This is a genomic window from Candidatus Flexicrinis affinis (genome assembly GCA_016716525.1).
Lineage (GTDB): Bacteria > Chloroflexota > Anaerolineae > Aggregatilineales > Phototrophicaceae > Flexicrinis > Flexicrinis affinis.
In genome coordinates, this window is sequence record JADJWE010000001.1 from 436493 (window position 1) to 450221 (window position 13729).

Genomic DNA, 13729 nt, shown 5'->3' on the forward strand with positions numbered 1-13729 from the left:
CGTGGCGGTCGTTCGCGCGCTTTGCGCAGCGCTGCCTCGAGGCCGATCATGAACCCATCTTGTGAATCGCCGTGGAATCGAACGCCCGGCCTGTAACGACCGGGCGCTCGAAGTGTGACTGAGGTGGAATTAGTTGAGCTGCAGCTCGTACAGGTCGGCCGTCACCTTGTTGACGAGAGTCGTGTACAGCGTGACCCATGCGTCCTGCGCTTCCGCCGTAAATGACTCGCCCAGCATCGTGCTCAGCGTCGTGATCAACGCCTGTCCGACCGTGTTGTAGTGGTCGGCGGTGACACCGTAGCCGACGTGCCGCGAACCCAGCGCATTGAGCGGCCCATCGAGGCTGTCCAGGTTGCCGACGTTGACCAATGCCACGCTCAGCATCTGCATGAGCTTGCGGCCCTGCTCCTTCATGTCACCGCGGAACATTGGACGCAGGGTGGGGTCGAACTCGAAGAGGAAGCCGTAGAATGTTTCGGCAACCGCGTCCGCATTCGCCGCAATGATGGGTGTTGCACTTTGAATGATCTCAATTTGACGATTAGAAAGGGACATCTGAATGGCTCCGTGATCACTGTTCTATGCGATGGTCAAACAGTAATCCGCGATCGTTCAGAAATCGTCTAGAAGCCGAAATACCCTCAGCGCGCTCCGCTGATAGCCAACCCTGCCAGCATGTCGTACGTTTTCTGCCATGCTCTGGTCACCGGCGTCGTCATTATTGTCGGGCACACCTCGCGCATCGCCCAGATGAGTGCCTCGCCAACGGTTGCATAGTGCCTATTGTGAACACCGTAGCCGGCATGCCGCTGGCCAAGTTCACGCGTAGCTTGCCCCAGCGTATCCGGGGTGTCGAGCGCGTTCACGAGGCTCGCCAACATCTGCATCAACTTGGCCCGCTGCAGATCCATGTCGCTCACAAACAGCCGTTCAACTTCAGGATCGAGGTCGAACAAGCGTGCATAGAACAGCTCGGCGATATCTTCGTTCTGGGGCGCAATGTACGTGAAGCTGTGTCGAACGAGGTTCTTTTCGTATTCGCTAAGGGCTTCCACGGTTCTCTCCTTTAGCCGTGTAATGACGATAAGGAGGTAACGGCAAGGCGGACGGCGAGCTCGCCGGCGGCTTGGCGGGTTATGGGTGGACGGGTCACCGTGCCCGGTACAGTATCGAGAACGAGGCGACAGGCCTCGCGAGCATCGGCCTCGCTGCGCGGTTCATCCAGCACGACACGCGCGAGATCCACAGCATCATCAACCTGACCCGAATGAAGCAGCGCCTGAGCTAGCGCGCTGAGCGCCCCCATCTGCAATGGAACGGCGCCTATGCTCGCCGCGAGATGGGCGGCCAATGCCGCTGCCTGTATCGGCTCGGCGCGCCGGTCGACGCCCGGCAGTGCGCGCATGCGCTGAACGAGCGCTGTCAGCCACGCGCTTTGCAGCTCGGATGCGATGCTGGACGCTTTGTCGAGGTGGAAACGCGCGGCGGTCATCTCGTTGAGCCGCCAACTCACGCGGACGAGATGGGCCAGCGCGAACGCCTTGCCCCATCGGTTTTCGATTTCCTCGGCCTGTGCCACGCTGCGCTTGAGGTAGTCGCGCGCTGCCGCATAATCGCCTAGGCCGTACGATGCGCGGCCAAGCGTTGCAAGGGCCACCGCCCGCTGCACCCGGCTTCCGATCATCGTGCCGGCACGCAGGGCCGAGTCGGCGTCGCGCAGCGCGGCCTCATAGTCTCCCACTTTGCAGTCGACATCCGCCAGCAGGTTGAGGAAGCGAACGCGGTCGTTGGATGTTGCGGCGTCCTCGTTGAACGCAAACCCCTCCATCAACAGGCTGCGCGCTTCCTCGTAGCTTCCATAGACGGCCGCGATATCGCCCAAGCGGAACAGGATCAACGCCGCCGTCTGGTAGTCGTCCATCTGTTGCGCGTAGTCGAGGGCGTTCTCGAAATCGACCTTTGCGGCCTCGAAGTCCCCCTGACCGTAAGCTGCGTGAGCGAGGGCCGCGTACGATTGGCGGCGCAGCAGCAGGTCGTCCGGCGGGAGTTGTTCGATCGCTGCGGCAAGCGCCTCACGTACTTCGGAATAGCCGCCAGTCGCCGTAAGCAGGATGTGATAGTACGCGCTCACCCGTGCGTACAGCCGGTGATCTCGGGCGCTGTCGAACACGTCGAGCGCCTGCTGGAGATGACGCACGCCTTCGCTGTAGTTGTTGAGCGCCTTGTAGTAGTAGAAGAACCCTTCGGTCAGCGGTTCGACCCAGTCGGCTCGCCGGCGCTGAATGGCATGCTGCCATGCGCTGTTGAGGTTGTCGATATCCTGAACGAACTCCGCCAACGAGTCGTTGGCCGCATAGTTGGCGAGCTGCGGGACGATCTCATGGCACCAGTTCACCATCTCGTCGCACAGCGCCTCGACGGCTTGCTCATATATCTCTGGATCCGCGGCCAGTTTTTCGGCCAAGAAGCCGCGCAGCAGGGGATGAACATGGCACCGCCCGCCGCGTACGGACATCAATGACCGGTCTGCCAGCGAGGTTAGCACCAGTGCCGGCTCGCCAGTCACGGCCACCGCGGTATCGAGCCAAAAGTCGCCGTTGAACACAGCCAGTTTGGTCGCGGCACGCCGATCGCGCTCGTCCAAGTGCTGCCATGTCCACTCGAACACCGCGCGCATCGATCGCTGCCGTTCGGGCACATCGGTACCGGTATAGGTCAAGAAGTCGCCGCTTCGCCGGATTTCGTCGAGAATCTGCGCGGTAGGCATCAGGCGCGTCCATGCCGCCGCGAGCTCTATCGCTAGCGGATTGCCTTCGACGACGCGGCACAGTTCGATGACATCGTTAAGCTCCTCGGACAGATCCACGTGCCCGCTCAACCGCTCTACAGTCAAGGCGAACAAGCGTACCGCCGGATAGTCTGACGCGGCCGCGGCCGCTTCGTCCGGCGCTTCGAGGCCGTCGACGGCGATGACGTGCTCTGCTTTGATATTGAGCCGTGTCTGGCTCGTGACCAACACCTTGATCGATCGTGCGGCAGTCACAAGCCGTTCGACGAGATCCGCGATGCCGACGACCTGCTCGGCCGTATCGAAGATGAGGAGCAGTTCGCGCCCATACAAGTGCTCGATCAAGCGCCGCTCAAGCGGGAGTTCAGACGTGCTGAGACGCAGCGTTCCGACAATTGCGGCGATTGTCCCGCCGGCATCCTGCACGTGATCCAATGCCACGACCGCCGCTCCATCCGGAAACTGATCGGACAGCCGCGCGGCACTGTCCAGCGCTAGTCTCGTCTTGCCGCTTCCACCCGGCCCGACCAGCGAGACGACGCGCACGTCAGGGCGCGCGAGCAGTGAATCGAGCCGCTGCTGCAGGGCCGGCCGCGCCACAAACGGCAGATCTGGGAGTGCGATGGGGCCGAGCGAACTCGCTTCTTCCTGCGGGGCCAACTCGCCGCTGGCGATCTGCTCCATGACCTCTTCGGTCTGTGCGTCGGGCTCAAGGCCGAGTTCCTCGTCCAGCAGCTTCACGCACGTTTCGTACTGTGCAAGGGCTTGGCTGCGCTGGCCGGTGAGCGCGAGCAGCTTGATGAGCGCGCGGTGCGCTGGCTCCCACAGCGGGTCGATCTGCAGCGCACGCATTGCAGACTCGATGCCCTGTTTGTACAACCGTTTCGCGATTGCGTAGTCTGTCAGGCGGCCGTACGCCTCGATGACGTGCCCGCGAATGCGTTCGGCTTCCAGCAGGTACCAGCCTTCGAACCCGCGCGCAGATTTGATCGCAAACCCGCGCAGGAAGTCCCCGGTATACAGCAGCAAGGCATCTTTGAGCTGATCGGCAGAAACGGCGGATAGCGTCTCGTGCAAGGCGACCGTGCGGTCGGCTTGATTAAGCGCCTGCACGACGCTGCCATAGTCGACCCATACCGGCGCGGCGGGATCGATGCCGACCGTGTAACGCGAGATCGCAAGATACGGGCCAAGCTGCTTTTGCAGGTCGGACAGGGCCGTGCGCAAATTGCCCATCGTCCGTTCTTGTGTCAAATCGTCCCACAACATCGCGCCGAGGGCCTCGCGCGGGTGTTCACGCCGCGTGCAGGCGAGATACACCAGCAGGGCATCGACCTTGCGAGAGATGAACGGCTTGATGGGTGTACCACCGACCTCGGCCGAGAATCCGCCAAACGTCGTGATGCGCAGCGGATGCAGCGTTGGGGATGACGTCATGGACTGTCCTACAGGTTGCGCACCATGCGCCGGAGCGTAAGCTCCATTATAGGACACTTTTGGGGGAAAACGCCGAGACGTTAACGGTTTAGCCGCCGATGTAGTACATCTCGATCTTCTCGCCGTCTTCGACACGGCCGCGCAGTTCCGAGTAGCGGTCGGTGCGCTTGCGCCACATCGACTGGATGAGGTCGGTCAGCTCGGCGTCAGACGCGCCTGCGCGCAGCGGGTCGCGCAGATCTGTGCCGTGGATCGCAAACAGGCATGTGTAAAGCTGACCTTCTGGCGATAGCCGCAGGCGCGAACACGCGCCGCAGAACGGCCGCGTGACCGAGGCGATCACGCCGATTTCGCCGGCACCGTCGGCGAATCCGAACCGGAGCGCCGTTTCGCTGTCGTAATTGCGGTCGAGCGGCGCGAGCGGCAAGGCGGCGCCCACCCGTTCGACGATCTCGTCGGCCGGCACGACATGATCCATCCGCCACCCGTTGCGGGTGCCGACATCCATATACTCGATGAAACGCAGGATGTGCCCGTTGTCCTTGCACCAGCGCGCCAGGTCGACCATCGTGTGGTCGTTTACGCCGCGCTTGACCACGGCGTTGATCTTGATTGGGCCGAAGCCGGCGTCGACTGCCGCGTCGATCCCGCGCAGCACGGCGTCCACGTCTGATTTGTCGCCGTTGAGTGCACGGAAGGTCGCATTGTCGAGGCTGTCGAGGCTGACGGTGATGCGCTTCAAGCCAGCGTCACGCAGCGCCTTCGCCTTGTTGGGCAGGAAGTAGGCGTTGGTCGTCATGGCGATGTCTTCGATACCGCCGACGTTCGCCAACATCCCGACCAACAGCTCGAGGTCATGTCGCATCAGCGGCTCACCGCCGGTCAGCCGCAGCTTGGTGACACCTTGCGTGGCCATCAGTGCAGCGACACGTGCGATCTCCTCAAACGTGAGCAGTTTTTCGCGCGCGAGGAACTTGTAGCGTTCGCCGAAAATCTCCTCCGGCATGCAGTACGAGCAGCGGAAATTGCAGCGGTCGGTGACCGAAATCCGCAGGTCGCGCAGCGGGCGTTTGAAGCGATCGACAACAGGGTGTTCCGTCATGTCTGACTTTCAGATAAGGTCCGACGTGAAATGCATGATGCCATGGTACGCGAAGAATCGATTGATGTCACGCAGTCGTAGTCCAGACGCGGCGTGCGCCCGACTCCATACGTCATTATAGAACATTCGTACGGAAAGTGTTGGGCGGATCACGTGAAAGCAGGCGGCAACCGGGCTGCGGCTGCCGCCCGCCTGCATACCACGTGTCTATTGGTTGACGACGAACACCGATGTCGTCAGGGCCGGGACGGTGAACGTGCCCGCTGCGCTGTCAAACGTCGCCGTCTGTGCGACTGCGTCGGCACTGGATTGCTGTACCGGGTGAAGCGTAAACGTTTCGCCGGCGAAGCCCGCGTCGCCTATGGTGACCGGCTCGTCGCTGCCATTGAACACGACCACGAACTGCTCGAAGGCCGGGTCGATGTCATCGCCGATCAGGTCGGACAGGTACATCACGATGACGCCGGGCTGCTGATCCGGCCCGGTGTTCAAGAACGTCAGGCGCGACTGGATCGCGTCAGCGGTCTGCAAGCGGAACAGCGGAGAGCTGTACCGGATTTGCAGCATCTCGCGGACGACCGCGGCGTTAAGCGCGATCTGCTCGGGCGATGGGTAGTAGTCCGCATTGGTGAGGATCGTCGCCATCGTCTCCCACCTTTCTTGATTGTCGCCGGCGGGCGGCAAACCGACACCAAAGTTGTTGGTCTGGCCGGTCCAGTCGATGCGGTTGAACCAGTCGCCGCTGTTGTAGCTGTTGCGGTCGAGCGATTTGCTTCGCAGCAAGTCGCTGCCGGCGTGCAGGAATGGCACGCCCTGCGCATACAGCACGTAGCTCAGGCTCAGGTTTTGCATGCGTACGATGTCATCGGCGGTCGAGCCCGGTGGCAGTCGGAACAGCATATTGTCGAACAGCGTCTCGTTATCGTGCTTCGACACATAGACGATGTGCTCCTGCGGGTCGAGCGTATAGCCGCCCGGCGACCCGTTGTAGTCCGTGTCGTAGCCGGTGATCATCTCGCCCGATGCGCCGACGAACTGATAGTCGCGCAGGTTCCCGGCGAGCCCGGCGCGCACAATGTCGGTAAGACGCAGCGTGCGGTCGAGGTCTTCGTTGACCGGATTGAGGCCGTTCGAATCGGTGTAGATCCCGTTGCCCAATCCCTGCTCGTCGCGCCCGCCGAACGGGCTGCCGCCGCGCACGGCATCGCGCAGGCGGTCGCTGAACGTGCCGATGCCGGTACCGGCAAGGTTGAACTGCGTCGCGTTCATGCCGCGCGCGCCGTCCTGCACTTCGCCGAAGTTCCAGCCCTCGCCGTAGATGTAGATCGACGCACCATCGACGCCATCGTTCTCGATCGTCAGTGCGTCGAGCGCCGCGCGAACCGCGAGCATGTCGTCCACCATATGATGGCCCATCAGGTCGAAGCGGAAGCCGTCGATCTTGTACTGTACGGCGTTCAGCACTACGGTGTCGACCATCAGGCGGCGCATCATGTTGTGCTCCGTGGCAGTGTTCTCGCAGCACGTCGAGCGCGTGACCTGACCCGCCGCGTCAAGGCGATGGTAGTAGCCCGGCACGACGCGATCAAGCACGCTGCGCGCGGCCTGCCCGCTGGCGTTGGTGTGATTGAAGACCACGTCCTGCACCACGCGCAAGCCGGCATCGTTGATGGCCTTGACCATCTCGCGATACTCGATGATGCGGGCGGTGCCGGTCGTCTCGGTGGCGTAGCTGCCTTCCTGCGCCATGAAGTGGAACGGATCGTAGCCCCAGTTGAAGCCGTCGAGGTCGCGAATGCGGTCGTACGCGGCTTGCTGCTCGGGGCTGTCGGGCGGATACGTCGCCAGCAGCGCGTAGTCCGGCTCGAAGTGACGGGCGCGGTTCTCGTTGATCGTCGCGATATCGAAGCTCGGCAGCAGGTGCAGATGCGTCAGGCCGGCCTCCGTGAGCGACTTCAAATGCCGCATGCCGGCGCTGTCCTCGACCGTGAAGGCGAGGTACGTGCCGCGCAGGTCTTCCGGCACGGTCTCGTCAAAGATGCTGAAGTCGCGGATGTGCAGCTCGTAGATCGTGATGTCTTCGAATGCATCGCCGTAGTCAGGTTTCTCGTAGGTCAACCAGTCTTCGGGCATCAATTCGGGTGCAGACAGATCGACGATTTGGCTGCGGCGGCTGTTCTGCGACAGGTTGATCGAATACGGATCGGTGACCTCGTTATCGACCATGGCTAATTCTGTTGGGGCAAACACGCGTACCGCGTAGGTGTAGAACTGGCCCATCCAGCTTGCGTCGCCGGTGACGCTCCACACGCCAGACACATCGTCGCGTGCCATGTCGATGACCGTAGGCACGGTGTCTGTCCCGGCGTCCGCATACAGGTTGAGCGCGACGCTCTGGGCAGTCGGCGCCCACACCGAAAGGGTCGGTACGCCGTCAACAATCGTCACGCCGAGGTCGCCATTATAGGTGTACAGATCGTCGAGCACGCCGGGAATTTGCAGACCGGCGAGGTTGACCAGCGTATCGCCGGAATACGCGGCGATGGCGAACTGACCCCGCAGGATGTCGGGCGCGGCGTCAAGCGCTTCGGCGCTCAGCGTGAAGGCCTGATAACCGGCGAGGTGTGGGAATTTGGCCTGAATCGCCTCGGACAAGCCGGCGTCGCTAGCCGATACCGGGTAGCTCACGAAGTCGCCGCTGATGCCGAACACGGAGACCTCGATGCTGCCATCTGCACTGTATAGCAGGCGGTAGTCCTCGCTGTCGCTGGGCTCAATGTCCCACGCGATCGTGTCGGCCGAGACCCAATGCGCGCGGCGTTCGCGCAGGTTAGCGCCGGTCACCGACCCGCCACCTGCCGTCACGACCATGACGTTGAGACTCGAGTCGAACGTGAAGTTGACCGTTTCGCGGTCGGTCGGCACGTTGAACGTGATGTTGCCGCCGCCGGGCTCACCGCCGGCGCCGTAGTTGACATCCCATGTGCGTCCGACGGCCGCCTTCACCTCGTAGTCTCCCGCGGGCACGGCGCTGGTCGAGAACGTGTAGATCCCGTCGCCGTCGACGTCCTTGAGCCACGACAGCATGCAGTCGGGCATCCAGTCTTCGGCACAGCCAAGCTCGCTCTGGAAGCTGCCCGGCGCGGTGACGATCAGATGGCGCACGTCGTCCATGATCCACTTGCTCGCCGGATCGTAGAGGAACGTCACCGCACGGTCTTCAGCGATGTTGAGCGGGATGTTCGGACCACCGGGATCGGCAAAGGCCCCGTAGTTCTCGCCCCAACCGCCGTCGATGGCGACCTTGTACTCATACGTGCCAGCGGTCATATCGAACGTGCGCTCGAAAATCTGGTAGGCCTCGATGTAGTCCAGTACGGTCGCCGGGCAGTCCGGTGCCCATTCGCCCGGGCAGCCCAGTCCCGGCTGAATCGTGCCGGGGATGTTGACCATGGTCGGTATCGTCACTTCCTGCTGGACTGGCGCAGGTGCTGGCGCGGCCGACGCGCCCCCGCCGACGCTGTCGGTTACGACGCCAGTCGCGTGATCGTACGTGAAGGTTACGTCCGTATCGGCGTCCAGCACGAGCGGGATGTTGGGGCCACCGGCCGCGGCGCCCGCCCCGTAATTGCGATCCCAACCGCCATCAAGCGCGACTTTGTACTCGTAGCTGCCGGCGGGAATACTGAACGTCCCTTCCCACAGTCCGGTGTCCGGGTTGAGTGTCAGCGCAGTGGCCGCGCAGTCGGGCTGCCACTCGCCCGGGCAGCCTGCTTCGTCCTGAAACGATCCGGGAACGACAACCATCTGCGGTTCCGGAAACCCATCCTTGTTCTCTTGTGCGGCGGAGTAACCGACCGCCAGCAGGGCGGCCAGCATGACGACGCCTATCAACTTGCGTGACGTGCTCATATCCAATCATCAGCCTCATACGTCAAACAATGGACTGGAAACCAACCCGTAGATTGTAACGAATTGAGATGAGAAACGAGTGCCGTATCAGTAGACCTAGGGGGTCGCTGCAAGTCGTTTGCGGCCGAGGGGTAAACCGAGGACGACGGCCGCGACGACCAGCGCGACAGCCAACCCGTACAGCACCGGCGTGAAGCCGACGACGCCGATGATCGCGCCGCAGACGACCGGCCCCACAACCTTGCCAAGATTCTCCATCATGCCGACCAGTCCCATGCCGGCACCGAGATTTTTCCTCGGGATTTGCTGCGTGACGAGCGCCGCGGTGGAGGGGAAGATCAGCGCCTGCGCGACACCGAGCAGTACCGATGGGAGTAGCAGGGCCGCGCTGTCGGCCGCCGGCACCAGCATCACACCCGCCGCAAGGGCGACCATACCGGTCCGGATGGCCGTGATGTAGCCGAAGCGTTGACCGAACCATCCACCGCCGGGGCCGGTGGCGATGTGAACAGCTTCCTGAATGGAAAAGAACGCGCCGATCAGCGCGACGTTGATGCCGGCGGCCAAGCCGTACACCGGTAGGAACGCCTTGATCGTGTAAAGAGCCACAAACACGCCGGCTTCCAGCCCGCCCGATAGCCAAATTCCCGGAGTCCGGCTTCCAGCGGCGAGCGACGCGCGCATTTGTCTGAGGATCGGCGGGAACTCGTGTTGGGTTCGGACGGTCGGTTCCGGCAGGCGCAGCACGGGGATAAGCGCGACGGCGCTGATCAGGCCGATTGCCGTGAAGATCGTCACTGGATCGAGCGAGAGCAGCAGCCAACCCGCCAGCGCCGGCCCGACAATGTATCCGCCGGAGCGCGCTAGTCCGAACCAACCTAACCCTTGAGCGACCGTGTTCGGCATCCGCTCGGCGATATACGCGAAAGTCACCGGCCCGTAGATGGCGGTCGATACGCCGTGAATGACACGAATCAGAAAAAGCTGCTCGGGCGTGTGCACCAGCCCGTAAAAGAACGGGACGATCACGAAGAACAAAGTTCCGATCAGGAGCCAGAGCCGTCGGCCCCAGCGGTCGGAGAGCACGCCAATGAACGGTTTGAGCACCAGCCCGCTGACAGTCGATACCGAAACGATGATCCCCAGCAGGGCATCGGTCGCGCCCAACGCGGCGGCAAAGATGGGCAAGAGCGGAGTCTTGCCCATCTGGTACGCCGTGCGCACGATGAAATCGGCGGCGGTCAGCCGCCAGAAATCACGCGTGTGAACCATGCCCCTAGCCGATCGGGTTGATCTGGTACTGCTGGAGCATGGCGTTGAACTCGGCCAGATCTCCGTCGAGCAGGTTGTCGAACTCCGCCAGCTTGGCGTCGACCTGCTCGGCGAGACCTGCGTAAACCTCATGCGCCTGGTCGGTCGGCCGATAGTCGCCGGCGTTCACGTCGTATTGCAGCGCGGCCAGCTTGCGGGAGATCTGTTGGCCGGAGTTCAACATGCCGGGCCAGCCCTTCTTGAGGCCGGGCTGCAGCAGCGTCTTTTCGACGGCGAGTACACGGTCGCTCAACTGCGATGCGCTCTGGGCGAGTTCAGCCGTCTGCGCGGCGCCGCTGAGGCGTTCGCACCACGCGTCCAACTGCCCGCGCACCTTGCGCATGCGGTTAATGCCGCGGTTTGCGCTCGAGAGTTTGTCGCGAATTTGCAGCAGCATAGCGTACTGCTCTTCGAGGTCCTCTTGCGGCGTGTCGCTGTACGGGTCGGCGACGACCGTAATCTCCGCAGACAGGGTTTGATCGAAAGCCTGAAGCGTCACGACGTACTTGCCGGGGGGCACGATCGGGCCCATCATGGTCCCGCCAAACGGGTCATGCGCGTCGAGGCGTGCCGCCTCCTCGCAGCGCATGTCCCAAACGAACCGGTTCCAGCCCGCCGCTGACGTCAGATGCAGCGGCTTCGGTGCGCCTTCGGGCAGCTCGCTCTCGGCCTTTCGGATGTCGTCGTTGGTGCTGGTGAAAGTGCGCAGCACCCGGCCGGCCGCATCGCTAAACGTCATCACGATTGGCGTTTCAGGAGCGCTGGCGAGGTGGTAGTGAATGATCGCACCGCGCGGCGGGTTGTCTCCCGAATCGAGGTACGTGACGACCGTATCGTTTTCCGGCGTCGACGTGGCGGTAAACGCCGCCACGACACCCAGTGTCGCCATATAGTTCTTGCCCGGCGCACTGGTGAACGCCCCTTCGAAGATCTTGGGCGTGAAGCGGACAACGTCGCGGGGTTGGAGCAGCGCTGCGGGCTGTCCGTACAGATCGTCGTGCAGTTGATGCAGCGCGGTCAGGTCGTCGAGAATCCAGAACGACCGCCCGTGTGTCGCCGCGATCAAGTCGCTCCCCTTGACCTTCAGATCGTAGATGGGCGACACGGGCAGATTGAGCTGCAGCGCCTGCCAGTGGCTGCCGGCGTCGAATGAAACGTATACGCCCGTCTCGGTGCCGCAGTACAGCAGGCCCGCTCGTGAGGGATCTTCGCGGATAGCTCGGGTGTAGTCGCCATCGCGGATACCATCGACGATGCGCGTCCAAGTCGCGCCGTAATCAGTCGTCTTGTAGAGGTACGGCGCCGGATCGTCCAGCTTATAGCGCGTCGCCGCCATGTAGACGGTAGCCTTGTCGTGGGCCGAGGGTTCGATCATGCTGATCATGGTGCGCTCGGGCAGATCGGGCGGCGTGATGTTCGTCCACGTTTGGCCGCCATCGCGCGAGATGTGAACCAGACCGTCGTCGGTGCCGGCCCACAGCACGCCGACTTCATGCGGCGATTCGGCAAATGCCCACACCGTTGCATAGACCTCGGCACCAACGGAGTCACGGTTGATCGGGCCGCCGCTGGGCTGCAGGGTCTCGGGCGTCGCGCGAGTCAGGTCCGGGCCGATCGGCTGCCAGCTTTGGCCTTCGTTGGTGCTTTGGAAGATGACGTTGCCACCCACGTAGATCTTGTTCGGGTCATGGGGCGAAATGACGATCGGGTACGTCCACGCAAAACGGTACTTGTGGTTGATCGCGCCCTCTCCGCTGGTCGCTTCCGGCCACGTGCTGATTAAGCGCGTTTGCTTGCTGCGATGGTCGTAACGCTGGAGGCTGTTGCCGCCGCCCGGCGAACTGCCGATCGCACCGACGTACACGATATTCGGGTCGTCCGGCTTGACGGCGATGTAGCCGCTCTCGCCGGTGCCGGCGAGGAAGCAGTCCGTCCACGTGATCGAATTCCACGGGCTGCGGCTCGGCACGGCGATGCTGCTGTTGTCCTGCTGTGTGCCGTAGACGATGTACGGGTCGCGGCTGTCAGTATCGGCGTGATAGAACTGCGCGGTGGGCTGATTGTACAGCGTCGACCACGTATCGCCGCCGTTGAACGACACGCACGCCCCGCCGTCGTTGCCCTGCACCATGCGCTTCGGGTCGTTGGGATCGATCCACAGGTCGTGGTTGTCGCCGTGCGGAGTCGAGATTTCGGTATAGGTCTTGCCGCCGTCGGTGGACTTCCACAGGTTGAGGTTGTTGACGTAGACGGTTTCCGGGTCTTTGGGGTCAGGCGTGATGTGCATATAGTACCACGCACGCGAGATCAACTCGTCGTTCTGGGCGATGTACGACCACGTATCGCCATAGTCGTCGCTGCGGTACATACCGCCTTTCTCGTTTTCGACCAGCGCCCACACGCGCCCCGGCTGTGCCGGCGATGCCGCTACGCCGATCTTGCCCAGCACACCGCTCGGCAGGCCCTTATTCTGCGTGATGTCCTGCCACGTCTCGCCGCCGTCCATCGACCGCCAAAGGCCGCTGTCCGGCCCGCCGCTGGAGATGTTCCAGAAATTGCGAAAGGCCTCCCAGACCGCGGCGTAAATGATGCGCGGGTTGTTGCGGTCGATGGATAGGTCGACTGCGCCGGCCTTCTCACTCTTGAACAGGACGTGCTTCCAGGTCTTACCACCGTCGGTCGACTTGAACACGCCGCGCTCTTTGTTGCGGCCGAACGCATGCCCGAGCGCCGCGACGTATACCGTGTCGGGATCGGTCGGATGGACGCGCACCTTGCCGATATGCCGTGTCTCGGCCAAGCCGATGTGCTGCCACGAGCGCCCCGCATCGGTCGACTTGTAGACACCATCCCCGTACGACACGTCGATGCGGATGGTCGATTCGCCCATGCCGGCGTAGATCACGTTCGGGTCGCTTTCCGCGACGGCCAGCGCGCCTACGGAAGACGTCTTGAGGAAACCGTCCGAGACGTTCTGCCAGTACGTGCCGGCGTCTTCGGTCTTCCAAACGCCGCCAGCGCATCCGCCGAAGTAGAACACGCCGGACCGGGTCGGGTCGCCAGCGACCGCGACGACACGGCCGCCGCGAAACGGACCGATGCAGCGCCAACGCAGCAAATTCTCTATGTTCGAGGTCATTTTGAGTGCTCCTGCAAGAACAAGACTGCCGGAGAGTGTA

General features: G+C 62.8%; 7 protein-coding genes. All 7 read right to left on the reverse strand.

From position 1 onward, the window contains the following. Window positions 1-129: 129 nt before the first annotated feature. The gene (locus IPM16_01730; protein MBK9121831.1) at window positions 130-555 is read right to left on the reverse strand and encodes a hemin receptor; all 426 of its coding nucleotides are present in this window, start codon (window positions 553-555) and stop codon (window positions 130-132) included. Between the two features lie 86 nt (window positions 556-641). Further along, the gene (locus IPM16_01735; protein ID MBK9121832.1) at window positions 642-1055 is read right to left on the reverse strand and encodes a hemin receptor; all 414 of its coding nucleotides are present in this window, start codon (window positions 1053-1055) and stop codon (window positions 642-644) included. 11 nt (window positions 1056-1066) lie between these two features. Further along, window positions 1067-4225 (reverse strand): tetratricopeptide repeat protein, encoded by a 3159-nt coding sequence (locus tag IPM16_01740; GenBank protein ID MBK9121833.1) that lies wholly within the window; start codon window positions 4223-4225, stop codon window positions 1067-1069. A gap of 88 nt (window positions 4226-4313) precedes the next feature. Further along, the gene (gene moaA, locus IPM16_01745) at window positions 4314-5327 is read right to left on the reverse strand and encodes a GTP 3',8-cyclase MoaA (protein MBK9121834.1); all 1014 of its coding nucleotides are present in this window, start codon (window positions 5325-5327) and stop codon (window positions 4314-4316) included. A gap of 207 nt (window positions 5328-5534) precedes the next feature. After that, a complete protein-coding gene (gene pulA, locus IPM16_01750) occupies window positions 5535-9239 on the reverse strand; it encodes a pullulanase-type alpha-1,6-glucosidase (GenBank protein MBK9121835.1) in 3705 nt (1234 codons plus the stop codon). A 96-nt stretch (window positions 9240-9335) separates the two neighbouring features. After that, on the reverse strand, window positions 9336-10511 hold the full coding sequence (locus tag IPM16_01755) for an MFS transporter (GenBank protein ID MBK9121836.1): 1176 nt from the start codon (window positions 10509-10511) through the stop codon (window positions 9336-9338). 4 nt (window positions 10512-10515) lie between these two features. Then, window positions 10516-13689, reverse strand: coding sequence for a glycosyl hydrolase (locus IPM16_01760; protein ID MBK9121837.1), 3174 nt, complete (start codon window positions 13687-13689; stop codon window positions 10516-10518). Window positions 13690-13729 lie beyond the last annotated feature (40 nt).